The organism is Noviherbaspirillum sp. UKPF54 (genome assembly GCF_007874125.1).
Taxonomy (GTDB): domain Bacteria; phylum Pseudomonadota; class Gammaproteobacteria; order Burkholderiales; family Burkholderiaceae_D; genus Noviherbaspirillum.
In genome coordinates, this window is sequence record NZ_CP040128.1 from 4,164,112 (window position 1) to 4,190,798 (window position 26,687).

Annotated in this window: 16 protein-coding genes and 1 pseudogene; 12 read left to right on the forward strand and 5 right to left on the reverse strand. The window is 61.5% G+C overall.

Annotated features, from left to right (window positions below; translation table 11 throughout):
* Positions 1-23 precede the first annotated feature (23 nt).
* From FAY22_RS19250 to FAY22_RS19270, 5 genes are all read left to right on the forward strand, one after another.
* Positions 24-2,003, forward strand: coding sequence for a glycosyltransferase family 41 protein (locus FAY22_RS19250; protein WP_146332191.1), 1,980 nt, complete (start codon positions 24-26; stop codon positions 2,001-2,003).
* Between the two features lie 75 nt (positions 2,004-2,078).
* Positions 2,079-3,032, forward strand: a complete 954-nt coding sequence (locus tag FAY22_RS19255) for a DMT family transporter (protein WP_146332193.1) — start codon at positions 2,079-2,081, stop codon at positions 3,030-3,032.
* A 133-nt stretch (positions 3,033-3,165) separates the two neighbouring features.
* The gene (locus FAY22_RS19260) at positions 3,166-4,743 is read left to right on the forward strand and encodes a ShlB/FhaC/HecB family hemolysin secretion/activation protein (protein ID WP_146332196.1); all 1,578 of its coding nucleotides are present in this window, start codon (positions 3,166-3,168) and stop codon (positions 4,741-4,743) included.
* 20 nt (positions 4,744-4,763) lie between these two features.
* Entirely contained in the window at positions 4,764-7,637 is a 2,874-nt protein-coding gene (locus FAY22_RS19265) for a filamentous hemagglutinin N-terminal domain-containing protein (RefSeq protein ID WP_146332198.1), read from the forward strand.
* 288 nt (positions 7,638-7,925) lie between these two features.
* Positions 7,926-9,278, forward strand: coding sequence for a TrpB-like pyridoxal phosphate-dependent enzyme (locus FAY22_RS19270; RefSeq protein WP_146332200.1), 1,353 nt, complete (start codon positions 7,926-7,928; stop codon positions 9,276-9,278).
* Positions 9,279-9,517: 239 nt separating this feature from the next.
* Here the strand turns inward: FAY22_RS19270 and FAY22_RS19275 are convergent, their stop codons facing one another.
* The gene (locus FAY22_RS19275; protein WP_146332202.1) at positions 9,518-9,946 is read right to left on the reverse strand and encodes a cytochrome c; all 429 of its coding nucleotides are present in this window, start codon (positions 9,944-9,946) and stop codon (positions 9,518-9,520) included.
* A gap of 199 nt (positions 9,947-10,145) precedes the next feature.
* Between FAY22_RS19275 and FAY22_RS22475 the strand changes: the two are divergent.
* The 3 genes and pseudogenes from FAY22_RS22475 to FAY22_RS19290 form a co-directional block, all read left to right on the forward strand.
* A pseudogene (locus FAY22_RS22475) lies at positions 10,146-10,238 on the forward strand (IS5/IS1182 family transposase); the annotation flags it as partial.
* 378 nt (positions 10,239-10,616) lie between these two features.
* Positions 10,617-12,203, forward strand: coding sequence for a diguanylate cyclase (locus FAY22_RS19285; RefSeq protein WP_146332204.1), 1,587 nt, complete (start codon positions 10,617-10,619; stop codon positions 12,201-12,203).
* Positions 12,204-12,622: 419 nt separating this feature from the next.
* On the forward strand, positions 12,623-14,728 hold the full coding sequence (locus FAY22_RS19290) for a bifunctional diguanylate cyclase/phosphodiesterase (RefSeq protein ID WP_168204891.1): 2,106 nt from the start codon (positions 12,623-12,625) through the stop codon (positions 14,726-14,728).
* 43 nt (positions 14,729-14,771) lie between these two features.
* On the opposite strand, the gene FAY22_RS22620 is transcribed toward FAY22_RS19290, so the two are convergent.
* Entirely contained in the window at positions 14,772-16,817 is a 2,046-nt protein-coding gene (locus tag FAY22_RS22620) for a methyl-accepting chemotaxis protein (RefSeq protein WP_168204892.1), read from the reverse strand.
* A gap of 667 nt (positions 16,818-17,484) precedes the next feature.
* Between FAY22_RS22620 and FAY22_RS19300 the strand changes: the two genes are divergently transcribed.
* Both FAY22_RS19300 and FAY22_RS19305 read left to right on the forward strand, forming a co-directional pair.
* Positions 17,485-19,176, forward strand: coding sequence for a methyl-accepting chemotaxis protein (locus FAY22_RS19300; RefSeq protein ID WP_146332208.1), 1,692 nt, complete (start codon positions 17,485-17,487; stop codon positions 19,174-19,176).
* A gap of 214 nt (positions 19,177-19,390) precedes the next feature.
* On the forward strand, positions 19,391-20,536 hold the full coding sequence (locus tag FAY22_RS19305; protein ID WP_146332210.1) for a branched-chain amino acid ABC transporter substrate-binding protein: 1,146 nt from the start codon (positions 19,391-19,393) through the stop codon (positions 20,534-20,536).
* 202 nt (positions 20,537-20,738) lie between these two features.
* Here FAY22_RS19305 and FAY22_RS19310 read toward each other — a convergent pair whose 3' ends face one another.
* Both FAY22_RS19310 and FAY22_RS19315 read right to left on the reverse strand, forming a co-directional pair.
* Positions 20,739-21,167 (reverse strand): DUF3597 domain-containing protein, encoded by a 429-nt coding sequence (locus FAY22_RS19310; protein WP_146332212.1) that lies wholly within the window; start codon positions 21,165-21,167, stop codon positions 20,739-20,741.
* 155 nt (positions 21,168-21,322) lie between these two features.
* A complete protein-coding gene (locus tag FAY22_RS19315; protein WP_146332214.1) occupies positions 21,323-21,538 on the reverse strand; it encodes a hypothetical protein in 216 nt (71 codons plus the stop codon).
* A 418-nt stretch (positions 21,539-21,956) separates the two neighbouring features.
* On the opposite strand from FAY22_RS19315, the gene FAY22_RS19320 reads away from it, so the two are divergent.
* A complete protein-coding gene (locus FAY22_RS19320) occupies positions 21,957-23,213 on the forward strand; it encodes a TIGR03862 family flavoprotein (protein ID WP_146332216.1) in 1,257 nt (418 codons plus the stop codon).
* A gap of 12 nt (positions 23,214-23,225) precedes the next feature.
* Here FAY22_RS19320 and FAY22_RS19325 read toward each other — a convergent pair whose 3' ends face one another.
* Positions 23,226-23,957 (reverse strand): ligase, encoded by a 732-nt coding sequence (locus tag FAY22_RS19325; RefSeq protein WP_146332218.1) that lies wholly within the window; start codon positions 23,955-23,957, stop codon positions 23,226-23,228.
* A 317-nt stretch (positions 23,958-24,274) separates the two neighbouring features.
* Here FAY22_RS19325 and FAY22_RS19330 point away from each other — a divergent pair, with 317 nt between their 5' ends.
* Positions 24,275-26,449, forward strand: coding sequence for an ATP-binding protein (locus tag FAY22_RS19330; protein ID WP_146332220.1), 2,175 nt, complete (start codon positions 24,275-24,277; stop codon positions 26,447-26,449).
* Positions 26,450-26,687 lie beyond the last annotated feature (238 nt).

The window sequence follows — 26,687 nt, forward strand, 5'->3', positions numbered from 1 at the left end:
TCCGGTGGCAACAGGAGCAATGAATGTATCCGGAACGTGTAGCGAAAGCGCTTCAGCGCGCACAAGCCAACCTGAATGCGGGCGACGCGCACGCTGCGCTCGTTGACCTGGAAAAGGCCGTCCAAAAATTCCCCAAGGGCTTCCAGTGCTGGCTCCTGTATGGGCAAGCGAAGGGGTATCTTGGCGATCACGCCGGCGCGGAGCAATGCTTCAGGAGGGCCGTGGCGATTCTGCCCAGGGATATCAACGGATGGAACTGCCTCGGCTTGTCCTATTCCGCGCGCGGCATGTTCCAGCCGGCGGCGGATGCGTTTTCCAAGGCGGTCATGTGCGCGCCGCTCGCGCATTCCGACATTTACCATAACCTCGGCTCCGCGCTGCTCGAACTTGGCCGCTACCAGGAAGCGGCCACCGTTTATGAAGAAACGATTCCGCGCAAGGACACGGGCGACCTGTGGGCATTGCTCGCCATGTGCTACAAGGGCATGGAGCGTTACCAAGATGCGCTGCAAGCCAACCTGAAAGCGCTCGAACGCGGCATAACGGGCTACACGATTCACCTGAATCTCAGCAGCTGCTACAGCGTTCTCAAGGACTTCGACAGCGCGGCAGCGCACGCCCGGGCGGCCCTCGACGCCAAGCCTGGCGACGATGCCGCGCTCCTCAATCTCGGCCTCGCCCAGATCGAGGCGGGCCGCCTTGGGGACGGCTTGCTCAGCTTGTCGCAATGCGCGCGGCCGGATGCCGGCGCGGCACGCTTGCTGGCCCAGCAATATATCGACCCGGTGGACCCCCGGGCATTGCGCGAGGCGCATGAAGCCGCGACGGCGGCGCTGACGGCGGGTATCGAAGCACGCCATATCGCCAGGGAGCTGAAGCCGGGCGAGCGGCTGCGCGTGGGTTTCGTCTCGGGCGACTTGCGGCTGCACCCGGTCGCATTCTTCCTCGAAGGCTTGATGGCGTGGCTCGACCGCAGCCAGCTGGAAGTGTTCGTGTACTCGGAAGTGCGCAAGCCGGACGAGGTGACCGAGCGGTTCCGGCAAATGGGCGACCATTGGCGGGAAACCGCCGGCCTTGGAGACGATGCATTCGTTGAGCGGGTGGACCTGGATGCATTGCATGTTCTCGTCGATCTCGTCGGCCATACGAACGGATCGCGGATGACGGCGTATGCGCGCCGTCTGGCGCCGGTGCAGGCAACGTATCTCGGCTATAGCGGCACGACCGGATTGCGCCAGATGGACTACGTGTTGTCGGATACGGTGCTCGTGCCGGACAGCGACGCTGAGTCGCACTACACGGAACAAGTCGTTCGGCTCGGACCGGTGCTCGCTACCTACACGCCTCCCGCCGGCACCGTGCCGGTATCGCCTTTGCCGATGGACGCCAACGGCTATCCGACGTTCGGTTCGTTTGCGCAGCGCAAAAAAATCAGCCCTGCCACCATCGACATGTGGATTGCGACATTGAAGGCGGTGCCGGATGCAAGACTGATGGTGATGTCGAGCGGCCTGTCGGCGGTGGCCGCACGGGAACGCTTTGCTGCCCTGTTTGCCGGCGCCGACATCGATGCGCAGCGGCTGATCCTGCGCGGCCCCGGAACGATGGAGGAATACCTGGCCGCGCATTCCCAGGTCGATGTAATTCTCGACACCATGCCGTGGAATGGGCACACCACGACGATGCACGCGCTCTGGATGGGAGTGCCGACGCTGACCGTCGACGGCGTGCACCATGCCAGCCGGCTTGGGGAATCCGTCGCGCGGGCAGCCGGGCTGGAGCGCTATGTCGTTGCGAGGCCGGCCGAGTTCCCGGCCCGCGCGGCGCAGATCGTTGGCGAGCCGGCACGGCTGCGCGAAGAACGCGCGACGATGCGAAACCGGCTCTCGACATCGCCGCTTTTCGACCATGACGCCATGGCGAGAAGCTTCGGCGCGGCTTGTGCGGCGATGTGGAAGGCGCGGGCATCGGCGGATGCCGCTGCCGGATCGGCGCCGATGTAGGACAATAGGGGATTCGGCCCTCGCTCCCGCAGCCAGAGCGAGGCGATTTCATCCATCAACAACCGATTCCCTCCAATGAGTTACACACCGAGCCGCACGGTGGCCTATGGCTGCCTCGCCCTCTCCATGTCCCTGGTGGGCAGCTATGTCGCATTGTCGAAGCCGCTGGCCGTCGTCTTTCCGGTTTTCCTGCTGGCCTGGCTGCGCTTCGGCATCGGCGGGCTGGCGATGCTGCGCTGGCTGAAAAAGCCGGCGACCGAGCTGCCGCTGTCATGGCAGACCAAGAAACTGGTGTTCCTCGAATCCTTCCTCGGCAATTTCATGTTCACGATCTGCATGATCACCGGCGTCTCCATGACCAGCGCGGTATCAGCCGGCGTGATCATGGCCACCATCCCGGCGGTGATCGCGCTGATGAGCTGGATCTTCCTGAAGGAGCGCATCGGCGCGCGCGTCTGGGCGGCGGTGGCGTGCGGCGCGCTCGGCATCGGCCTGCTGGCGCTGGCCAAGCCGTCGCATGCGGCGGGCGACGCCCGGCAGGCGGCCTGGCTCGGCAACCTGCTCGTGTTCGCGGCGGTGCTGTGCGAGGCGTCCTACGCGGTGATCGGCAAGAAGCTCACCGTGGTGATGAGCCCCAAGCGCATCAGCGCCGTCATCAACCTGTGGGGTTTCGCGCTGATGACGCCGCTCGGGCTGTACGCGGCGATCGGCTTCGACTTCGCGCGGGTAGGGGCGGGGATGTGGCTGCTGCTGGTGTTTTATGGGCTGGCGGCGAGCGTGTGGACCGTGTGGCTGTGGATGACGGGCCTGAAGTCGGTTCCCGCCGCGCAGGCCGGCGTGTTTACCGTGATGCTGCCGGTAAGCGCGGCGCTGGTGGGCGTGGCGGTGCTTGGCGAGACGCTCTCTGGCATCCAGATGGCCGCTTTCGCCGTGTCGCTGGCCGGCATCCTGCTTGCCACTGCGCCGCAAAAGAGGGCGGGCTACGCCGTCTCCCGTCAAACCGGCGGCGTCGGAAAACAGCAGGGGTAGCGGGTATGGCCGGCATGGAAGTGCCGCGTTAGCGAAGCGGAAAGCCTGATTTTGTTTCCTTGACGCAAGATAATTGAGAATAAAAACCACGGTGTTAGCATGGAAATAAGCATAAAAATGACCATACAGGGATATGTCCCGGCTTTCACTTATTTTCGGCGCCATGCTGATGGGGGGCGCCGCCACCGCCTGCGCTAAGGCTCCCGAACCGGTAGAGCCGCTCGCCGCGCCGACCGATAGCGCGCGCTTTCCGGTTCGCGGTTTCATCATCGATGGGAACTCGATGGTCGCCACCGAGCGCATCCTCGCTTCCCTGCGTCCCTATCTCGGTGAATCCCAACCGGCCGATGCCTTGTTGCAGGCGCACGAGACGGTGTGCCGGCTCTACGAGGAAGCCGGATATGCGATGGTGTCGGTCGAACTACCGTCCACCATCGGCCTGGACGGCATCATTCGCCTGCGGGTGCGCGAGATGGCGGTAGGCCGCGTCCATATCAGCGGCAACGAGCATTATTCCAACGCGTATTTTCGTGCCGCACTGCCGGCGCTGCAGGAAAACCGCAGCCCCAATTTTGCGGTGCTGGCGCGCCAGCTGTTTCTGGCAAACGATCATTCGGGCCACCAGGTCGCGTTGAATTTCGCGCCCGGCGCCGAAGGCACGGCCGACGTCGACATCAAGGTCAAGGACCTCGATCCGGTGCGCGTCGCGGTCAGCGCCGACAACACCGGAACGCCCGCGACCGGGCGCAGCCGCACCACGCTGATCGCCACCCACGCCAATTTGTGGGGCGCCGGCCATGAGGCGACCGCCGGCCTTACCACCTCGCCGGAATCGCCCGGCAGCGTTCACCAGTACACGCTGTCGTATCAGTTGCCGTTGCCGGCACTGGGCGACCGCCTGCAGTTCGGCTACAGCTATTCCAATACCAATGCCGGCCGCGTCGATAACGCATTCTACGTGTCGGGCCAGGGTTCGATCGCCAGCCTGCGCCTGCAGCACAACCTCATGCGCACCGCCGACACGCGCCATCTGCTCGAATTCGGCATCGAAGACAAGCGCTACAAGAATACGGTCGACTACTCCGGCACGAACCTCGGCGTGGACGTGAACGGCCGCCCGGTCAGCGTCAATTACGTGTTCGGCGCCCGCAGCGGTGCCAGCAGCATCCGGGCCAGTGTTGGCCACGTGCGCAACATTCCCGGCGGCGCGCGCAACGACGATGCGACCTACGACCGCAGCCGCCTCGGTGCGAGTGCGTCGTGGAGCGCGTGGCGCGCAAACGCCGATGTCACCGTCGTCGCGGCCTCGCAATGGAGCCTGCACAGCGTGCTCGAAACCCAGTACGCTTCCGCGCCGCTGATTTCTTCGGAACAGTTTGGCCTGGGCGGCGCGTATTCCGTGCGCGGCTTCGAGGAGCGCGAGGCCCTCGGGGACCGGGGCTGGCGTTTGAGCAACGAGGCGCTGGCGCCGGCCATCGCCGGGCAGCACCGCCTGCTCGCCTTCGTCGATGCCGGCCGGCCGTACCGGCTTAACCCGCAGCCCGGCGACACGTCCGTTGCCACGATGCTGAGCTGGGGCCTGGGCTGGCGCTGGACGCTCAAGGACTCAATATCCACGTCGCTCGACTGGGCGCGCGTGGTCAACGGAACGCTTGTCACCCCGGCGGGCAGCAATGCGGTTCATATCAGCGCCGTTTGGCGATTCATCTAAAAAAAAGAGGGAGAAGAAAAATGAAAAACGCTTCCGTATTCAGCATCAAGCCGATGACTTTCGCCATCCTCCTGGCGTTTTCGGCAGGCGCCTATGCGCAGATCGCGTCCGGCACCTTGCCTGTCGGGCCTACCGTGGTAAACGGTACCGTCGCCATCAACAATCCCGCGGCGAACACCATGCAGATCACCAACACGCCCGGTGCGATCGTCAACTGGAACAGCTTCTCGATCGGCTCGGCATCCGTGGTGACGATCAATCAGACGGCCGGGCCTGCCAGCTCAATCCTGAACCGCGTGACCGGCGCCGATCCGTCGCAGATCATGGGCCGGCTCGAATCGAACGGCCGCGTATTCCTGATCAACCCGAACGGCGTGCTGTTCGGCGCGGGCAGCGTGATCGACACGCAAAGCCTGATCGCCTCGACGCGCGACATCAGCAACGCCAATTTCTTGGCCGGCAATTACCTGTTCGAGGGCGCGGGCCCCGGCCGCATCACGGTCGACCAGGGCGCGTTGATCACCACTGCCTCGCACGGCCCGAACGGGCAGGTCTGGCTGTTTGCCGACAAGGTTGCATTACAACAGGGCAGCAATATCAACGCGCCGGACGGGCAGGTCATGCTTGCCGCCGGCACGCAACTGCAAGTTGGCAGCAACAGCCTTGGCAACATGACCTTCACGGTGGCGACCGGCAGCGCCAACACGATCGACAGCTATGGCAGCGTCGCCGCGCAACGCGGTGCGGTCGGCATGTTCGCCGACAGCATCGTGCACGGCGGGCAGGTTGCGACCGGCGGCGGCCCCGGCGAAGTGCTGCTGATGGCCGCGCGCGATATCACCGTTCCCGATGGCGGTGCCATCAATGCCAGCGGCGAGATGGGCGACAGCGGCGGTCACATTACGCTCAATGCCGGCAACCGGCTGAAAATCGGTGCGCAGGCCTCAGTTGCCGCCGACGGCAGCAGCCAGGGCGGCAGCGGTGGCCTCATCGACCTGATTGCCTATGACCTGCAGGTATCTCCGGTAGCCAGCGGCATGGGCAACGTGCACGCCTCGGCCAAAGTGGCGGGTGCGCCCAACGGCGACGTGCGCGTGATGCTGCGCTCCGCGCCGGTGGATGCGATGCCGGCTGCCGGCCAGTTCGCCGTGACCCTCTCGTCCGGCAAGGACATGTACCCGACCGTGACCACCCTGGCCGACGGCAGCAGCGTCGTCACCTGGATGAGCATGGATCTTCCGCCCAACGTGCTGTGGGACGTGAAGTATTCCACCGTGTACGCGCAGCGCATCGGGCCCAACGGGCAGTCGCTTGGCGGCCGCATCCAGATCGGCAGCGTGACGGGCAATCAATCCTATCCATCGGTCGCGCCCACGCGCGACGGCGGCTTTTTGATCGCCTGGAGTGACGGCCGCACCGGACGGCGCGAAGTCTGGACACGCGCCTTCGATGCCAATGGCATGCCGGTCACGGCCGACCTGAAGCTGTCCTCCGACGCGGGCGACCAGGACAACATCAAGCTCGCCACGCTCGCCGACGGCCGCATCCTGACGACCTGGTCGAGCCGGTCGTCGATATCGCCGCTGGTGATCGATATTCGCGCACAGCTGGTCGATGCCAGGGGCAATCCGGTCGGCGCGCCATTCACCATCAACATGACCGGCTCCGCCGACAAGGGCTCGCAATACCGTCCCGACATTGCGCCGCTGGCCGACGGCGGCTTCGTCGTGACCTATCATGCCATTGCCTCCGGATCGTATTACGCCGATGCCTACGGCCGCCGCTTCGACCGCAACGGCGTTCCGGTCGGCCCGGAATTCACCATTGCAGCGACTACAAGGGACGACTGGCGCATTACGACCAAAGGTCTGCTTGACGGTGGATTTGTGGTGGTGTGGGACACCACGATCGATTCGTCGTACACCACCCGCATGTTCTACCGGCGCTACGATGCACGCGGCGTGATGATCCAGGGCGACACGCCGGTAGGCATGGCGCCAGGGGGCTCCGGCCAGTCCTTTGCGCAGGTCACGCCGATGGCCGACGGCGGTTTTGTCATCGTATGGAAGAGCTACCAGAACGGCACCGGCAGCAGCAACGCGGACGTGTACGCGCAACGCTTCGGCGCCAACGGCCTGCCGGCTGCTGCGCCCAAGCTGGTCGCCGGCGGCGTGGCCGGCCAATGGGAGCCGACTGTCGCGGCCACCGCAGACAACGGCTACACCGTCACCTGGTACACCGACCAGAACGGCAACATGGACATCTACGCACAGCGCTTTGCCAGCCCGGTAATGCAGGCTGCCGTGGCCGGCGGAGTCAGCGGCGAATTGCGCAACCGCGGATACATGACGGCGCAGGGCGTGTCGAACGGGACTGCGTCCGAGCCGGTGCTCGTCCTGCCGGCGCCGGAACCGGTCGTGACCACCGCCGTGGCCGCTCCCGTTGCGCCAGCACCGGTTTCCACTGAAACGTCCACTGCATCGGCCATCAGCAGCGCAAGCGGTACGACGACCAGCCCGACGAGCACAACCAGCGTGACCAGCATAGTAAGTACGACGACTACTGCAGCTTTGCCGGGCACAACGAGCTCAACCGTCGCCAACGACAAGGACGAAAGGAAGGAGAAGACCCCCGAAGCGGCAGACGCGCCAAAGATTACGGTGAAGCCGCAACCGCCTGTGAAGCAGGAACCTGCGCTGGCAGGAAAGACCGAGTCGGCCCTGAACGCGGTACGGCAAGTCACGCCGACCGGCATGACCGACTTCGTGCTGCCGGGAGCGTCGCCGGTGTTTGCTAATACCGTCTCCGTGCAGCCGGTGCGCAATGCCGAGGGCAATGTGATCGGCTATGCGGTGTCGAAGGAAGACAACCGGGACGCCCGGGACGGCAAATAACGGAACCGTAACAGGCGGCGCGTAGGCCGCCATAACCGCGCTCACCGAAGACAGGCGCACTGCGATTACCCCAATCGGTGTCGCAGTGCGCATTTTTTTGCCGCCCGCTTTTTCACTTCCAGCGTTTTTTGCGAAATTTGCAAGGCGACGGTGCTATTCTTCCTTCCGTTGCGGCAAGCGCAAATGCCATCGCGGCGACTGCCCAGTCCGCAAGGTTTATTCCGTATCAGAGCAAAACATGTAGAACGCCGTCTCCATCAACACCTGTCATCTCCAGAGGAATCCACCATGTCGACAACCAAGATCCTGCTTGACGAATCCGATATCCCGACGCACTGGTACAACATCGTGGCGGACATGCCGAATCCCCCGGCGCCCCCGCTTGGTCCCGACGGCAAGCCGCTCTCGCCGGATGCGCTGGCCGCGATTTTCCCGGCAAGCTTGATCGAACAGGAGATGTCAGCAGAGCGCTGGATTGCGATCCCGGAAAAGGTGCGCGAGATTTACCAGCTCTGGCGCCCCACGCCCCTGTTCCGCGCGCACCGTCTCGAAGCCGCGCTCGGCACCCCGTGCAAGATCTACTACAAGTTCGAAGGCGTCTCCCCCGCCGGCTCGCACAAGGTGAATACCTCCGTTGCGCAGGCCTACTACAACGCCGAAGCCGGCATCAAGCGCATCGCCACCGAAACCGGGGCAGGGCAGTGGGGCAGCTCGATGGCGCTGGCCGGCCAGATGTTCGGCCTCGAAGTGCGCGTCTACATGGTCAAGGTCAGCTACCACCAGAAGCCGTACCGCCGCTCGATGATGCAGACCTGGGGCGCCGAAGTGTTCGCCAGCCCCTCCGAGCAGACCAACGTCGGCCGCGCCGCGCTCGCGGAAAATCCCGATAACCAGGGCTCGCTCGGCCTCGCCATTTCCGAAGCGGTGGAAGAAGCCGCCTCGCGCGCCGACACCAACTACGCGCTCGGCTCCGTGCTCAACCACGTGCTGCTGCACCAGACCGTGATCGGCCTGGAAGCGAAGAAGCAGTTCGACAAGGCGGGTGACTACCCCGACATGATCTTCGCCCCCTGCGGCGGCGGCTCCAACTTCGGCGGCGTGGCCTTCCCCTTCTTTGCCGACAAGGCCGCTGGCAAGAACGTGCGCCTGGTCGCCGTCGAGCCGACTTCCTGCCCGACTTTGACGCGCGGCCACTACGCGTACGACTACGGCGACACCGCGAAGCTCACGCCGATGACGCTGATGTACACCCTCGGCCACGACTTCATGCCGCCAGGGATACATGCAGGCGGCCTGCGCTACCACGGCGACTCCGCGCTGGTGTCGCAGCTCTATCACGAAAAACTGCTGGAGGCAGTCGCTGTGCCGCAGCTCGCCACGTTTGAGGCCGGCGTGCGCTTCGCTCGCACGGAAGGCATCATCCCCGCGCCGGAGTCGAGCCATGCGATTGCCGCGGCCATCGACGAGGCGATGCGCTGCAAGGAGACGGGGGAAGCGAAGACGCTGTTCATCAACCTGTCCGGCCACGGCCACTTCGACATGGGCGCGTACGACAGCTACTTCAGCGGCAAGCTGCAGGATTATGCGTATCCGGAGGATGCGATCAAGGCGGCGTTGGAGAGGCTGCCGAAGGTGGAATAACTGGGTTAAGGTTGATCTGAGTTTGAAAGGGCGGAGCCTTGAGACTTCGCCTTTTATTCGTGCGCATACGGAGAACGGAGGCAGGTCTTGCAATCAAGCAGATGTGTGATTGCAAGACTTGGTCCGAAAGCGGTTGAAATGCCTACGTTGGGCTTGCGAGCAACATTCATTCTTTATCCGAATTCGCAGCCACTCTTCCCATGCGGACTGCAGTCCAATCGAACACAAGCGCCCTGCATTCAGTGCGCTTGAATGCGACTAAGATATTCGATCAGCATCAGGATGCGTCCACGAACTACCGCTGCCGCGTCGTAGTTGCCGCGCGCTTCCTTGTAGAACTCGGCGCTCTCGATCTGGAACTCCCTGCCCCAAACAGGCATGGTCCGCGTGCCATGGCTTGGCACGTTGGCGCCTTCGATCACTTCGTATAATCGCGCCGTCGGCAATACTCCCCCATTCTTCTTGGCGAGTTGAGTCAGGTCCGCAGGGCTGCTGCGCAGTTGATCCGCCATCGGGCCGCCGCCCTTGCCATTCACACCATGGCATGCGGCACAATTTGCCTCGAATTCCTGCTTGCCAAGGTCTATTTTCTGTTGCTGTGCGAAGACAGCCCCATTGCAGGTCGCCATGCCAACAACAATCAGCCATACTTTAATTGAAGTTTTCATTTTATGACTCCAAGAAGTTGATCAACGATTGATTGCGGGCGAAGTCGCATGCCGAACTCCAACCCTTCATTGATCTTAGAGCCGGCTACTACTCGGTAAATTGACCCCTATCAGCTTAGGGGCTATCCCATTAGGTCGACAGGAAGGGAAACTGCAAGGCAGATCACAATCCACGCCCATGTGGATGAGGAGATTCGACATGGGCATGGTCAAGCAAGACGACGGCTGGAGATTGCCGGAACGGCTGCGGGTGCAAATGGAGCCGTTTTTGCCGCCTCGCAAGCCACATCCCCAAGCTGCCAAAACCTACGCATATATATGGCGCCAGACTCGATTAATGACGTATGACGAATCTGACGCCATCAATTCGCAAATTGCGCACAAAGGGAGGGGGCTGACTTGAATTCAAAAAAATATTTTTTCAAATTATCGGCAGCAAGCGAATAAACGGGGCTAGGTCTTGCAGTCATGCAGAAATGTGATTGCAATACGTGGCTCTATTCTCGCTATTCTTCACGCTTCCCTGACATACCACTAATTTTCCTTATGACAAGTTTCCGGATCACGTATACTAGAAACCTGATCAATCGTTGCTGAAGCGCTGGCCGCCATGTCCCCCTCATAGGAGGCGGCAGGCCGTACCACTTCAAAAAGGGAGACCCGCAGCATCATGCTCGCCGCCCTCGACCCCCATACCCTCGGCATTGCCGTTTCCATCGTGTTGTTCACGGTCGCGTTCCAAGCGATGTTTTACCTTCTGACGACAAAAAGCTATCCCGGCAATGAATGCTGGGCAGTCGCGCTGATGGTGCTGGCTTTTTCCTTTCTGGCGTTGCAGCTGCGCGGCCGGATCCCGGATATCGTCAGCGTTCTTGGTCTCAATTACGGCGTCTTCCTGAGCATGTGCCTGTTTTACGATGGGCTGGCACGCTTTCATGGCCGTACCGGTAGGACACGCATGAACCTGGTTAACCATGGCATGGCGCTGCTGGCTGCGGGAGGCGTTCTGCTGCATTACGCGTTCAATGGCGTCAGCATCAATGGGCGGGTGCTGCTGTTCCATGGTTTTCAGCTGTTCATCTCGGTGCGCATGCTGGCGATGATCGCGCAATCGCGCAACCCGCAGCAGCGGGGGCCGTATGCGGCCCTGTTCATGGTATTCCTGACGGTGGCATGTGTGTCGCTGACGCGCATTTATCTGCTCCTCGACGCGCCGCCGATCACCTCCTTGCTCCAGCAGGATGTCGGGATACGGATGATCATGCTGGTCGGAATGGCGCAGGCGCTCATTCTGTGGTTCTGCATCCTGTTGATTACGCATACCCGCATCGAGCGGGAGCTGGAAGAAGCGCGCGGCAAGGCGGAGCTCGCTTCCCGCACCGATACCCTGACAGGTTTGAGGAACCGCCAGCACTTCGAAGCGGAATTCCGGCGCGAAATCGAAAGGGCGTCGCGCTATGGCCAGCCTGTCTCGCTGGTCATATTCGATATCGATCATTTCAAGCGCGTCAACGACCAGCACGGCCATCAAACGGGGGACGAGGTTCTGGTGGAAGTTGCGCGCTGCGCCAGCAAAATGACGCGCGCCTCCGACTTGCTGTGCCGCTGGGGCGGCGAGGAATTCGTTCTCTTAATGCTAGCCGCGGATGACGATGCGTTAAAGGCCGCCGACAAGCTGCGTCGCCATATCGAGCAGCATACATTCCCGCAGGTCGGCGCCATTACGATCAGCGCCGGCCTGGCGCAACTGCGCGCTGACGACGACCCGGCAACCTTGATACGTCGGGCAGACAATGCGCTGTACCGCGCCAAGTCACGCGGCCGCAACCGGGTGGAAAAGGAAGTGTCGGACTTTGCATCCGCTTCCCCTCTGTCGCTGCGCTGGGCGCCTGGCTTTACCTGCGGCCATCCGGCAATCGACGAGCAGCATCAGATCCTGTTTGGCAAAACCAACCTTTTGCTCGAACGTTGCGGCGGACGCGACGACAAGGAAGTCGTCGAACTGATGGAAGACTTGCTGAGGGAAACCGAACGCCATTTCCGTTACGAAGAAGGCGTACTGCGAAAGAGCGGATACCCGCACCTGAAGGAGCACGGCGAGGAACACGCGCGGCTCAACCAAAAGGGACGCTTGCTGCTGGATCAATTCCGTACCGGCCAAGCACCGTCAAGCACGTTGTCAAGTTTCGCCGTACGCGAGCTGGCCCTGGGGCATATTTCCGAGGAAGACCTAAGCTATGTCTCGTATATCAATTGAGGGCAAGATAGGCAGAGTCTGGCCAGTGTGCTGAGTGATAGCAACGGCCGAGAGCGATGGGTGTTGCTCTGATAAATTCCGCCCGCTGCACAATGTTGAAATCGGCCCGCACCACGCGGGCCGACTTTTTTATGTATCAGGAAGGAAGTTGGGATCAGGTCTTGCAACCACACATCTGTTGATTGCCAAACTTGATCCCGTTTTGTTTTCCCCTTCCTTTCCTCCAACTTGCGACCTTGGCAGGCTATGCTCATGGCCGGGCCGGCAACGCAGGAATGGACCCAGGCCGGAACACTTCGTCAGCAAGAATACGCGGCGAGACACCGTCTATCGTGCCGAATCGGTTGAACTTGGGTTTCCGGAGGCCGCTCAAATTCATTTTCTTGCACCTGTGGACAGCCCGCGGGGGCATAAGCGAAATGATGACGGAATCTGATTCCTTGCCAACGCTGTCGGGCTTCGATCAAGCCGCCTACGAACGCGGCCTGAAAGCGGCCGGGATTGGCATGTGGGAATTCGACTTCAAGTCAGCGCATGCGAGTATCTGCGCAAATATGGCGCGTGTTTTGGGCATGCCACCGCGATTCACGGTGCTTTCCCCAAGCGAATGGCGTGCGCGGATCGAACCGGTGGATCTTCCGTATGTCGAGCAGCTCCTCAAACTCGCCTATACCAAGGGTAAACCTTACCGCGTGGAGTTTCGCGCCAGGCGCGAAACGGGAGAGATTATCTGGCTGCAAGCGCACGGGAGCCTGGTGCGGGATGCAAAGGGGCATCGGGTCCGGCTGACCGGGGCGGCAATCGACATCACGGAGAAAAAAAGCGCGGAAGATGCGCTGCGCCTGGCGAGCGAGCGGCTCAAGCTGGCGGTGGAGGGCAGTGGCGAGGGAATCTGGGACTATGACCTCCCCACCAACATGTACACCCTTTCCGGCGGGCTGAACGAGATTCTTGGCCGTCCCCACAAGAGTGCGATACATCACGCGAACGACTGGATCCGGATCACGCATCCCGACGATGTGGAGCGCATGTTGTCCGCCCTGCGCGCATGTATCGACGGCGCCACGCGCACCTACCGCTGCGAGTATCGCATCCGCACCAGGGACGGCGTATGGAAGTGGATACTGTCCCGCGGCGTGGTCGTCGCGCGGGACGAGCACGGCACGCCAACCAGCATGGCGGGCATCGTCACCGATGTTACGGACAAGAAGGAATCGGAAGAAACGGCATGGCGGCATGCAAATCTCGATTCGCTCACTGGACTGCCGAATCGTCGCCATTTTCTCAGCGGTCTCGAAGCGGAATTGCGCCGGGCGCCACGCCAGCAAACCAAGGTCGCTCTCCTGTTCATCGATCTCGACGGGTTCAAGCAGGTGAATGACTTGTTCGGGCATGATGCCGGGGACCTGCTGCTGATGGAGGCGGCATATCGCATCAGGAAATCGATCCGGTCCTCGGACGAGCTGGCCCGCCTCGGCGGCGACGAATTCACCGTGCTGCTCAAGGATTTGCGCAAGCCCGATCACGTCGAATACGTTTGCCAGCAAATTCTTGCGAGCCTGTCCAAGCCGTTCACGGTCGGCAGCGAAGTTGCTTATGTGTCCGCAAGCATCGGGGTGGCCATTGCGCCTGTGGATACACAGAGCGGCGACGAACTGCTGCGCAAGGCCGATACGGCAATGTATGCGGCGAAAGCGTCGGGCAAGAACCAGTTCGGCTACTTTTCCCCGTCGATGGATGAAAAGACCCATAGCCGGCTCCGGGTAGCGGCCGAGTTGCGGCGCGCCATATCGTCCCGTCAGTTTACTCTGTATTACCAGCCGGTGATCGACCTGCACGATGGCCATGTCGTGAAGACGGAGGCCCTCCTGCGCTGGGAACACCCGAAGCTGGGGAAGGTGGCGCCATCGATCTTCGTACCGATCGCCGAGGAAACGGGGCTAATGGGCGATATCGGAAACTGGGTGTTTCGCGAGGCGGCGACGCGTACGAAGCAATGGAGCGAACGGGCGGGTGTCGCATTCCAGGTTGCGCTCAACAAGTCGCCGGTACAGTTCAATCAGCGTTACATGGAATCCGACTGGTTGCAGTACCTGCACGAACTCGATCTGTCGCCATCCTCGATTGTCGTGGAGATTACCGAGGGTATCCTGCTCCATGCGTCATCGCAGGTGGCAGACAAGCTGCTCGAGTACCGGGACGCAGGCATCCAGGTCGCCATCGATGACTTTGGCACCGGTTATTCCTCCTTGGCCTACCTGAAAGAGTTCGACATCGATTACCTCAAGATTGACCAGTCGTTCATCCGCGGCATCCCGGCCAATCCCGGGAATTGCACCATCGCCGAAACCATCATCGTGATGGCGCACAAGCTCGGCCAGAAAGTGATTGCCGAGGGGATCGAGACGAAGGAGCAAGCCGATTTCCTGATCCAGGCGGGGTGTGATTACGGGCAGGGCTTCTACTTCGCTCCCCCCGTCCCGGCGGAACAGGTGGAGCCTTTGCTGTCTCGTCGTTATCTATGAAGCCGGCTTAAGGCCAAGAAAGAGCCGGTCCACCGCGCCGTCGTCAGGCTGCGAGCCGACCCATATTCAGCCGCAGCGCCTTCCTGCTTTCGGAGGGCCTGGGCTGTTCCGCTGCCGGAAAATCGGCGCGCGCAGCCACCATGACGTGCGTCTCACTCAGCTTAAAGACGCCGACCACCTGTTCCTGATGTCTGGCCTGGTCTTGCAGCGACTGTGCGGCCGCGGCCGCCTGCTCGACCAGCGCTGCATTTTGCTGCGTCATGCTGTCCATTTCGATGATGGCTTGATTGATTTGCTCGATGCCCGCAATCTGCTCCTGTGTCGCACACGTGATTTCACTCATGATGTCGGTAACGCGCTTGACGCTGGCGACGATGTCTTCCATGGTGGCGCCGGCTTGAGCGACCAGCGTGCTGCCCGCTGTGACTCTTTCCACGGAATCACCAATCAGGTTCTTGATTTCTTTCGCGGCACCGGCCGAGCGTTGCGCGAGGTTGCGCACTTCGGCGGCCACGACGGCAAAGCCGCGCCCCTGCTCCCCCGCGCGGGCCGCTTCCACCGCAGCGTTGAGCGCCAGGATATTGGTCTGGAAGGCGATACCGTCGATCACGGCAATGATGTCGACGATCTTCTTCGCCGAGGCTTCGATCGCCGCCATCGTATTGACCACCTCGGAAACGACCGCGCCTCCCTTCACCGCCACAGCGCAAGCCGATTGAGCCATTTGATTGGCCTGCTGCGCATTGTCGCCGTTTTGCTTGACCGTGCTGGTCAATTCCTCCATGGAAGAAGCGGTTTCTTCGAGCGCGCTGGCCTGTTGTTCGGTGCGTTCCGACAAGTTCACGTTACCGGCCGCTATCTGGCTCGATGCCGCGGCAATGGTGCCGGCATCGGTCTGTATCTGGCCGATCATATTGACCAGGCTGTCGCGCATCGACTTCATCGCCGACAGCAGACTGCCCTGATCGTCCGATTTGGTATCGATTGCCACGCTCAAGTCGCCCGCGGCTATTTTCCCGACCACGGCGACGGCATAGTCCGGTTCGCCGCCGAGTTGCTTTAACAGCCCCCGGCTGATGACTATCCCGATCACGCTCGCCAGCAGAAAAATCCCCAGGATGCCAAGGCTGAGCAGGTAATTGTTGCCGGTGAGCCGGGAGATGCGGGCGCGCAGCAGTTCGTCCAGTGTCGCCATGGCCGCGTCGTTCAACTTGAACTGTGTATCGATCGCTTCCGTGTATTGTGCGAAGTAGTCCGAAGGCGAGAACGTGAATTGTTCCGCCTTCACGATGTTGGTCCGGGCCAGCTGGATGACCTTGTTCGCGCTGCCCGAGGCAATCAGGCTCGGCTCCGCCAGCCGCGCCTTGACAGCGGGATTGGTTGCATTCACTTTTTCGAGCGCGACGTTGAGTACTTCATTGCGTTCGTTGGCTCGGTCGATCAGCGCCTCGAACAAGGCATGTTCCTCCGGCGTGGCGCTTTTTGCCGCAAGTATGCCTGCGCCGTTGGCGCGCATTTGTCCGAACGTTTCGGTCAGTGCGGGCATGGCAACGAGCGTGGCGCTGACCAGATAGCTTCCCTCGAAAGTGGGATCAAAGCTCAGCCCGTAATAGTCCAGCACGAGATTGTTGAGCGCAATGAGTTGCTTGATCATTGCCGTGTGCGCCGCAAAGCTTTCCTTCCCCGGAATCGATTTTTGCGACACCTTCTCCTTAAGAGCCATCCAGTCGGACCGTATTTGCTGCCACGCGCTGCCGAGCGCGCGATTGTCGATGTTCTTCTTGATGAACGCGTCGGCTGCATCGAAAGCCTTGTCCGCTTCGTCCATCTTCGCGGCGCGCTGCTCTCCAATGGCGGTATTCCCGTTCAAGAACAACGCTGACAGACCCCGATGTTGCTGTGCCAATTGCAGCGCCTTGAACAACAGCTTGGTCGGAGCGATACCTTGCGATTCCAGTTTGGCGGCAGCGATTGCCTTGCTGGATTCGTTCAAATACATGATGAAAGGGGCGGACACCAGCAATAGGCTCAACAGGCCCAGGATGGCAAATTTTTTCCAGAGCGGCAGGCGATTGATGAGGGCAGCCATGTCGATCACCGGAAATTCTGCATGGGTTTCGTGCCCAAGACTTTTTCATCCGTGCCAGGGAAGTTCTTGTGAGCTTGAGCGTTAAGCACGTTTAGGCTTGCCAAATCATTGGACCACGTCAGATACATTATTTTTGCTTTCCTGAAATTTGATCGGTGGCTGCTTTGCCTGCTTGGGCATTGCAAGGTGCCGGTAACTCAATGCAGCGCCATGGCATTAAGATGGATTTTCAATATAGCAATTCCCATGCCGGATATTTAATTGGCAATAAAGCACCGGATATCCATGTCATTCTTCTGGCATTAAGGAATAGTGCTGTGCGCCATTTCTCGACAACGGAAAATTTTTCTTGTGGATTGGAAGCGTTGGCCGTCATGCCTGCGTCCCGGGTTGCCTGCCTCGCTACCCGTCTGCAGCTCACTGGGCTCCCGATTTCGCAAGGCTGCTCTTACATAAATCGGATCAGGTCAATTAGTTGTAGCACTTATTGCTGCTAGGAAATAAGTGCTACATAATCTGGAAAGCCTTCGCCGCTGCCCGCAGGGCAGCACGGTTGTCTGCCAACACGCTTCTATCCCGCCACGGAATGCAGGGCGACGACCAGCATGATTACCATGCAGGCGGCGGCAAGTCGCCTGTCCTTGCGGTACTTCATCACATTGATTTCATGAATATCTCGAATCTCAAAATCGGGCATCGCCTGGCTATTGGCTTTTCCGTCATTCTGGCTTTTTCCCTGCTGACGGCGGGTGTCGCCGTCTGGCGCCTGAAAGTGATTTCCGACGCGACCGACAACATGATGGCAAGCCCGCATGCCAAGGAACAGATGGTGAGCGACTGGTATCGCTATATTCACTCCGGCGTGCGCCGCACGATCGCTATCGCGAAAAGCGCCGATCCGTCGCTGAGCGCGTTCTTTGCGGAAGACGCGGCGACGACCAGCAAGGGTGCGTCGGACATGCAGAAGGCGATCGAGCCGATGCTCGTGACCGAGAAGGAAAAATCGCTCTACAAGGCCATCGGCGAAAAACGCAAGGTGTATACCGTGGCGCGTGACGCGATCGCGAAGGCCAAGGCCGAGGGGCGCATGGAGGAGGCGGAGCGCCTGCTGCAACAGGACTTCGTTCCCGCGGCGAATGCATATCAGGAACTGGTGCATCAGTTGATGGACGAGCAGCGCAACAGCATAAACGGCATCGCGCAAGACATCCACACAATCTATCTCGAAAGCCGCAACGCGATGATAGGACTGGGGTTGCTGGTGCTGGCCATCGGCATTGTTTACGCATGGCGGCTCACCGTGGGCATTACCCGTCCGCTCAACGAAGCCGTCGGCATTGCGCAGCGCGTCGCCGCTGGCGAACTCTCGACGCGGATTGAGCCGACCTCGAACGACGAAACGGGCCATCTGCTGCGCGCGCTGCAGCAGATGGATGCCGGCCTTGTGCAAATCGTGAACGACGTGCGCGCCAGTACCGCCGCCATTGCCACCGCCTCGTCGGAAATCGCCAGCGGCAATCACGACCTGTCGGCGCGGACCGAACAGCAGGCCAGCTCGCTCGAGGAAACGGCATCCTCGATGGAGCAACTGACTTCCACCGTGAAGCAGAACGCGGAAAACGCGCAGCAGGCCAATCACCTGGCGGTATCGGCATCCGGCCTGGCGCAGAAGGGCGGCGAGGTGGTGGGGCAGGTGGTCGATACCATGGCCGACATCAACGCGTCGGCCAAGAAGATCGTCGACATCATCGGCGTCATCGACGGTATCGCCTTCCAGACCAACATCCTGGCGCTCAACGCCGCGGTGGAAGCGGCCCGCGCCGGCGAACAGGGGCGCGGCTTCGCGGTGGTGGCGGCCGAAGTGCGCAACCTCGCGCAGCGTTCGGCCGGCGCCGCGAAAGAAATCAAGACGCTGATCAGCGATTCCGTCGACAAGGTCGATACCGGCAGCGCCCTGGTCAACCAGGCCGGCGCCACAATGGACGAGATCGTCAATTCGGTGCGCCAGGTTGCGGGCCTGATGGGGGAAATCGCCAGCGCGAGCAACGAGCAAAGCATCGGCATCGGCCATGTCCATGCAGCCATCAGCCAGATGGAACAAGTCACGCAGCAAAACGCCGCGCTCGTCGAACAGGCGGCGGCTGCGTCCGCCAGCATGCATGAGCAGGCGGACCACCTGATTCATGCCGTCAGCGTCTTCAAGCTCGAAGGCTCCCAAAGCTTGCGCACGGTATCCGCCACGCAGCCGGCCGGTAATGGGGCGCTCCCATCCGCGACGGTCACTTCGTTATTGCCCGTTGCGCCGCCGCGCGTCGCTCCTGCAGAACGGCAGCAGCGCTATCGGATCGCCAGGTCGTAATCCGGCGTTCATCCCCCCGTAAACACTGCGGTCGGAAACGGATTCTAATTAAGCGAGGTATATGGGGGCCTGTCCCCCGAACGGTTTGGCATGGTATTGTCTCGATCGGTGAAACACGCACTCGCATTGCTTTTAATACAATGAACGTGCTGCCGCCACGGGTGCGGCAAGCTTCATCGTTCACGTCAAATTGTCTTCATTCTCGGAGTTCCTCATGCAGTTCAACAGCAAAATGATTCCATTGGTGGGCGCGATCGCGCTGGCATTCGCGGGCGCAGCAACGGCGCAGGACCAGGTGGTCAAGATCGGCCACGTCGGCGCCACCTCCGGCTCGGCGGCCCATCTGGGCAAGGACAATGAAAACGGCGCGCGCATGGCGATCGACGAACTGAACGCCAAGGGCGTGACCATCGGCGGCAAGAAGGTCAAGTTCGAACTGCTGGCCGAAGACGATGCCGGCGATCCGCGCCAGGGCACCGCGGCCGCGCAAAAGCTGGTCGACGCCCATGTCAACGGCGTCATCGGCCACCTCAATTCCGGCACCACCATCCCGGCCTCGAAGATCTATGCCGATGCCGGCATTCCCCAGATCTCGCCGTCGGCAACCAACCCGAAATACACCCAGCAAGGCTTCAAGACCACCTTCCGCGTGGTGGCCAACGACGGCCAGCTGGGCGGCACGCTGGGCCGCTATGCGGCTGACCAGATGAAGGCCAAGAAGGTTGCCGTGATCGACGACCGCACCGCTTATGGCCAGGGCGTGGCGCAGGAGTTCGTCAAGGGCGCCAAGGCCAAGGGCGTGCAGGTGGTCTCTCAGCAGTACACCAACGACAAGGCGACCGACTTCAACGCCATCCTTACCGCGATCAAGGCCAAGAATCCGGACGTCGTGTTCTTCGGCGGCATGGACGCCGTGGCCGGTCCGATGCTGCGCCAGATGAAGGCGCTGGGCATCAACGCCAAGTTCATGGGCGGCGACGGCATCTGCAGCCAGACCCTGGTGCAGCTCGCCGGCGACGCGGTGGGCGACGACAGGGTCGTGTGCGCCGAAGCCGGCGGCGTGGAAGATACGCAGAAGAAGGGCGTGGACGAGTTCCGCGCCGCGTACAAGAAGAAGTTCGGTACCGACGTGCAGATCTACGCGCCATACGTGTATGACGCGGTGATGCTGATGGTCGAGGCGATGAAGAAGGCCGGTTCGGCCGAACCGGCGAAGTACTTGCCGGAGCTGGCCAAGACCAACTACAACGGCATCACCGGCAAGATCGCGTTCGACGCCAAGGGCGATATCAAGAACGGCGCGCTCACGCTGTACACGTTCAAGGGCGGCCAGCGCGTGCGGCTGGGCGTGGTGCGCTGACATGCGATTCGAAGCCGGCATGACAGTGTGACGCCGTGCTTCGGTTCGTAATTTCGCGCGATCCTGGCGAGCCGGGTTCGAATAGATGGGGGCAGGCTCGATGATTCTCTGATCTCGATCCCGCCCCATTTACTTCATCTACGGGATGAAGGGAGCGCCGGGACGGCATGTCCGGTTTTGTCCCGGGAGGGGCACGAGGCGTTTAATCCAGCATATCCGCCGGGATATTCCCGCCGTTTTCAGCCAGTTTCTGAATGACGGCCTTGTGTAACCACATGTTCATCTGTGCCGAATCAGACATTTTTTCGGCGGGGCAGCCAAGTTCCGTTGCCAGTTCCTTGCGTGCGGCAAGGCTGCTGTCCAGGCCCAGCAGTTTCATCAAATCGACGATTGACGTCTTCCAGTTGAGCTTTTCGGTGTGAGAGCGAGACAATTCCTCCAGCTTGGCGACGACGTCGACCGTGCTGATGGCTGCCGGCGCAGCCACGCCGGCCTCGGGTTGCCGCACGGCGGGCGCCTCTGTCGCAGGCGCTGTCGTTGCGGGAGTTGCGGCAGGTGTGCTGTTGGCGGTCGCTGCTGATTTGTCATGGCCAAAGCCGAGCTTGGATAGTATGTTGCCAAAGATACTCATGCTGTTCCTTTAAAGAGTGATGGAGGAATAAATGAGGCGCACAATGACAGAGTCGACGCTGCACGAGCAGGATCGTGGGCGTTCGCTGTAGATTCAGTGTAAGTTCGTCGCTTCTTTTCTGGATCAAAAAGAGGCTTGATCAGAATTGACGGCTGTTATTCCTTCTTGCCAAACATGCCGCCGAGGCTGGCTCCCATTCCGCCCAGCTTGTCCATGACGCCGGATTCTCCGCCTGCCAGGCTATCGAGTTGCAATCCGATGGACGGGGGCAACTTCTCCTTCAGGAAACCAATGACCGTTTCCACTGCTATCGCCGCTTGGTCTTCCGGCAGGCCAGTCTTTGCTATCAAGCGTTGGATGATTTCATGCATTTTTCCCTCCTAACTGATCGTCGTGAAGTCGCGTTATTTCTGCGCTTGCATTAATGATTTCGTCGAAATATCCATGGACTGCCGGCTCACTCAAGAGCCGGACCAAGTATGGGGGAAGGGAGGCGGGAGGCTTTGCGAGAGATCAGTCGAATGCCGCAACTATGTAGGGGCACAACTATGTAGGATCAGATTCGACTATTCGGCCATGTCGAATCTGACCCCGTATATATACACCGACCGTCCGGAGCGCGTTGTCTATGGACAGAAACTCCGGCGTCATCCAGGTGTTGGTCTTCCCGTATGACTCAGTCCTTCACATTGTTCCGGGTAGACAGGCAATGGCATTGAATCCGGTCGAGATCGCGGATAACCCAACCTCTTGTAATGGATCGGGCCGAAAGATCGGATAATGTCGCCCATGAATAAGGAACACAAGTCCACGAAGAGAGCCGTCATCATCGGCGGCGGGCCGGCCGGCCTGATGGCGGCCGAAGCCTTGAGCGGGCGCGGTTTGCCGGTCGAGGTGTTCGATGCCATGCCGTCGGTCGGCCGTAAATTCCTGTTGGCCGGCAAGGGCGGCATGAACATCACGCACTCCGAGCCGATCGACGCCTTCCTCGGGCGTTACGGCGCACGGCGCGAGCAGATCGCGCCGCTGCTCGACGCCTTCGGCCCGCAGGCGCTGCGCGCATGGATACACGGGCTTGGTATCGATACCTTCGTCGGCAGCTCCGGGCGCGTCTTCCCGACCGACATGAAGGCCGCGCCGCTCTTGCGCGCCTGGCTGCATCGTCTGCGCGAAGCCGGCGTGCGCTTTCACATGCGGCATCGCTGGCTGGGATGGAACGGCACACCGGTCGATGGCAATCTGCGGTTCGATGCGCCCGACGGCGAACAAGTGGTGCATGCCGATGCCGTGCTGCTCGCGCTCGGCGGCGCCAGTTGGGCGCGCCTTGGTTCCAACGGTGCCTGGGTGTCCTTGCTCACGGCGCAAGGCATTGCGGTCAAGCCGCTGCAACCGGCCAATTGCGGCTTCGATGCGCCGTGGAGCGAGCACTTCCGCACGCGCCATGCTGGCGAGCCGGTGAAGTCGGTGGTCGCCAGCGTGATCGGCGCGGACGGACAGACGTACACGCGCCAAGGCGAATTCGTCATCTCTGCAACCGGCATCGAGGGCGGCCTGGTCTATGCGCTGTCGTCGCATCTGCGCGAGGCGATTGCGCTGCACGGCGAAGCGACGCTGACGCTCGACCTGGTGCCGGGCAAGGACTTGCCGCGCGTGATTGACGAGGTGGCGCATCCGCGCGGTTCGCGCTCGATGGCGTCGCACTTGCAAAGCCGGGTCGGCCTGCGCGGCGTGAAAGCCGGGCTGCTGCGTGAACTGGCGTCGAAAGAGCAATACGCCGATTCGCGGCGCCTGGCGCAGGCGATCAAGGCGCTGCCGCTGAAGCTCGTTGCGCCGCGCCCGATCGATGAAGCGATCAGCAGCGCCGGCGGCGTGGCGTTCGAGGCGCTCGATGCGCGCTTGATGCTGCGCGATGTGCCGGGAGTGTTCTGCGCGGGCGAAATGCTCGACTGGGAAGCGCCGACGGGCGGCTACCTGCTGACGGGCTGCTTTGCCAGCGGGCGCGCGGCCGGACTGGGCGCGCTCGCCTGGCTTGAACGGCAATCGTGAACTTGCGCGGCGCTAGCGTTCAGCCACCGCCAATGCGAGCACATCGCGCAGCGCCCGATCTAGCGCCGCCGCCATGTCCGTCACCGCGATAATCCGGCCTGCCTGTTCGGCGCACGACGTCGTGCAACTCTCCAGCGCCATGGCTTGCTCGACCGGCTTGCCCATGGCGCGGCAAAGCAGCGGCCATTCCGGGCGGCCCAGCAGCAATCCGGCAACGAGCAGATTGCCGGTGCGCCGGCGCACCTGTGCCAGGCCGACGATTTTCCGCCGGCCGACCACCACTTCCCACGGCGACAAGCCGGCAAAGCATGCCCAGCCGAGTTCGCTGTTGGCATTGCGCTGCTGGCTGGCCTTTGCCGCTTCCGGCGTAAGCGCCTCGGTCGCAATGCCGGCCTCGCTCAGCACTGACACGAACAGCTCGCCAAGCCAGCGGTAGCTTTGCACCGCGCTGGCCGTCACCAGCGGGTGCGACGACGGCAGCGCGACCGATGCGCTCAGCATCCATGGCCCGACCAGCACCGCGCCGCCGCCAGCATGGCGCTGCACCAGGTCGAGGCCGGCGCGCTGCACGCTTTGCTCCTCGCTCACCAATCCGCGTTGCGAACAGCCAAGCACGACCGCCGGGGCGGAGTAAGTCCAGAGCCGGAAATCCGGCTGCGTCACGGCCGTGGCGAGCTGCTGCTGGTTCCACGCCTGCTCGGCGCGGTGAACCGACGTTTCTAGTGCCGATGGCGGGAGGGACATGCTCGGTTCCTCATGTGAATGGGTCAGCGCCCCCGTAAAAAGCGCGGGTAATGCCGTGAAAGAATGCGCAGCGCTAGTTGTGAAGCGGAAGTAAATTCAACGATGGAAGTGTCTCCGAGCTTGTTGGCCCCAGTCAATCGGATCGTGCGCTTGTTCCAGGAACGCCCGCCGCTACATGCCATATCCATTGGGCAGTTGTTTTTTGTGCATCTGCAATCCCGCCATTTTTCAAAATGGTCGTTGATCTTCCTCCGGGCATGATGCGGTGTCCGGCCGCATCCTAGCGTTTCGAGCGCAACCTCCAGCATGAAGCCGCAATGACGATGCAGCCCACTTTCGACTTTCTGTCCAACGGCGGCGAAATGGGTGCCCTGATGCGCGCCCATGACTGGAACGCCACGCCGCTGGGAGAGCCACGGCATTGGCCGGAAATCCTCAAGACCACCGTGCGCCTGCTGCTGACGTCCAATCACCCGATGTTCATCTGGTGGGGCAAGGACCTGATCCAGTTCTATAACGACGCTTACCGCAAAACCATGGGCCCCGAGCGCCATCCTAGTGCGCTCGGGCAGCGCGGCCGTGAATGCTGGGATGAAATCTGGGACATCATCGGGCCGCAGATCGAGTTTGTCATGGCTGGCTGCGGCGCGACTTGGCATGAAGACCAACTGGTGCCGGTGACGCGGCATGGGTCGCGCGAGGACGTCTGGTGGACATACGGGTACAGCCCGATTGAAGACAGCCGCGGCGTACAGGGCGTGCTGGTCGTTTGCACCGACGTCACGGTGGAGCACCAGTCGCGCGAGCAGTTGCGGGAATTGAACCGGCAACTGGTCGAGCAGATACGCGAGCGTGAAGAGGCGCAACAGCGCGAGGCACTCGAAATGGCCGAACGCCTCAACGCCGAGCGTCTGCTGGCCGACCAGCGAAAGGCTGAAAGCGAGCGACTGCACGCGCTGTTCCAGCAAGCGCCCGGTTTCATGGCAATCGTGCGCGGCCCGCATCATGTATTCGAGTTTGCCAACGAAGCATACCTGCGCCTGATCGGCGGGCGAACGCTGGTGGGCAAGCCGGTGCGGCAGGCGCTGCCGGATGTCGACGGACAGGGGTTCTTCGAATTGCTGGACGAGGTGTTCTGTACCGGCAAGCCGTTCTCTGCGATGGATGTACCGTTGTTGCTGCGGCGAGAGCCCGACGGCCCATCTACGCAGGCATACGTCGATTTCGTGTATCAGCCGATCATCGACATGGACGGTTCCGTATCCGGCATATTTATCGAAGGCTTCGATGTCACTGAACGCACGCTCGCGAAAAAAAAGCTGCAGGATGCGGATCGCCGCAAGGACGAGTTCCTGGCGATGCTCGCCCACGAGTTGCGCAATCCGCTGGCGCCCCTGAAGAACGCCGCCGACCTGTTGCGCCTGATGCCGCAGGACGATGCGCGCTTGCGGCACGTTCACGGACTCGTTTCGCGCCAAGTCAAGCACATGACCGGCCTCATCGATGATTTGCTCGACGTATCGCGGGTCAACAGCGGCCTGATCGTGCTCGATAAGCAGCCGCTCGACATCCGGCAAATCGTGGCGGAATCGGTCGAGCAGGTGCAGCCGCTGATCGCGGCGCGCCGCCATCAGCTGGACGTGAATCTCGCTGTCGGTCCGGTGTTCGTGCAGGGAGACCACAAGCGCCTGGTGCAGGTCTTCACGAATCTGCTGCAGAACGCCGCCAAATATACGCCGGAAGGAGGGCGCATTTCTCTTGTGGCGCTAACACGGACCGGAGAGGTCGTCATCGAAATCCGCGACAACGGCATCGGCATCGACGCCGAGCTGCTGCCGCATGTGTTTGAGTTATTCACGCAGGGTAAACGTTCGTCGGACCGGTCGCAGGGCGGCCTGGGCCTGGGTCTTGCTCTGGTGCAGAACCTGGTTGCCCTGCATGGCGGGCGCGTTGCCGTGGCCACGCAAGGGCAGGGCAAGGGATCGACATTGACGGTGATCCTGCCTTGCCGGAGCGAAGGACCGGCGGGCATGCCGCCGCGCGCCGTGCCCGCCGTACTGGAGCGTTCATGCCAGCCGCTGCGCGTGATGGTGGTGGATGACAATGCCGATGCCGCACAGGCGCTGACGATGGTCCTCGACGCGTGCGGCCACCAAGTCACGGTCGAACATGACCCCCATAGCGTGCTGGCGCACGCCGGAGTGGCGTCGCCAGACGTCTATCTGCTCGATATCGGCTTGCCTGGAATGACCGGCAACGAATTGGCTCGCCGTTTGCGCCGGACACCACATTCGGCTGCGGCTACGCTGATTGCGGTCACCGGGTACGGAAACGAATACGACAGGGAAAAGGCTCTGGCCGCCGGATTCGATTTCTATTTCGTCAAGCCATTGGACGCCACGCAGCTGCACGAGCTGCTATCGACCATTCGCCCGGGCCGTAGCCGCCCCCACCCAGCGCATGGCTGGAGCGGGCACAATTTGCATGGATAAACGCAAGGCGCTCAGAGGTCCGCCAAAGTGAAGCGCTGTCGCTGGCATATTTGGCCTGACTTTCTTTGTAGCAGAGGCGCTGCTGGAGCGCAACGATCGCTTCTTCGGCCTGGAAAGCTCGCAGCGGGCACGCAAGGCAGCGCAATGCATCCGATTTTGCTGGCGGCTACGGCAAGTTGTTTGCGCCAGGCTAAGAGATCTGAGGGGGTAGTTTTATTAAACTAGTAATAAAATTGGT

Excerpts from the sequence above, each read along its gene's own strand:
- FAY22_RS19265 (WP_146332198.1), top strand. The coding sequence starts at position 4,764 with ATGAAAAACGCTTCCGTATTCAGCATCAAGCCGATGACTTTCGCCATC.
- FAY22_RS19270 (WP_146332200.1), top strand. The coding sequence starts at position 7,926 with ATGTCGACAACCAAGATCCTGCTTGACGAATCCGATATCCCGACGCAC.
- FAY22_RS19290 (WP_168204891.1), top strand. The coding sequence starts at position 12,623 with ATGATGACGGAATCTGATTCCTTGCCAACGCTGTCGGGCTTCGATCAA.
- FAY22_RS19320 (WP_146332216.1), top strand. The coding sequence starts at position 21,957 with ATGAATAAGGAACACAAGTCCACGAAGAGAGCCGTCATCATCGGCGGC.
- FAY22_RS19250 (WP_146332191.1), top strand. The coding sequence starts at position 24 with ATGTATCCGGAACGTGTAGCGAAAGCGCTTCAGCGCGCACAAGCCAAC.
- FAY22_RS22620 (WP_168204892.1), bottom strand. The coding sequence starts at position 16,817 with ATGGCTGCCCTCATCAATCGCCTGCCGCTCTGGAAAAAATTTGCCATC.
- FAY22_RS19305 (WP_146332210.1), top strand. The coding sequence starts at position 19,391 with ATGCAGTTCAACAGCAAAATGATTCCATTGGTGGGCGCGATCGCGCTG.
- FAY22_RS19325 (WP_146332218.1), bottom strand. The coding sequence starts at position 23,957 with ATGTCCCTCCCGCCATCGGCACTAGAAACGTCGGTTCACCGCGCCGAG.
- FAY22_RS19260 (WP_146332196.1), top strand. The coding sequence starts at position 3,166 with ATGTCCCGGCTTTCACTTATTTTCGGCGCCATGCTGATGGGGGGCGCC.
- FAY22_RS19285 (WP_146332204.1), top strand. The coding sequence starts at position 10,617 with ATGCTCGCCGCCCTCGACCCCCATACCCTCGGCATTGCCGTTTCCATC.
- FAY22_RS19255 (WP_146332193.1), top strand. The coding sequence starts at position 2,079 with ATGAGTTACACACCGAGCCGCACGGTGGCCTATGGCTGCCTCGCCCTC.
- FAY22_RS19300 (WP_146332208.1), top strand. The coding sequence starts at position 17,485 with ATGAATATCTCGAATCTCAAAATCGGGCATCGCCTGGCTATTGGCTTT.
- FAY22_RS19310 (WP_146332212.1), bottom strand. The coding sequence starts at position 21,167 with ATGAGTATCTTTGGCAACATACTATCCAAGCTCGGCTTTGGCCATGAC.
- FAY22_RS19275 (WP_146332202.1), bottom strand. The coding sequence starts at position 9,946 with ATGAAAACTTCAATTAAAGTATGGCTGATTGTTGTTGGCATGGCGACC.
- FAY22_RS19330 (WP_146332220.1), top strand. The coding sequence starts at position 24,275 with ATGACGATGCAGCCCACTTTCGACTTTCTGTCCAACGGCGGCGAAATG.
- FAY22_RS19315 (WP_146332214.1), bottom strand. The coding sequence starts at position 21,538 with ATGCATGAAATCATCCAACGCTTGATAGCAAAGACTGGCCTGCCGGAA.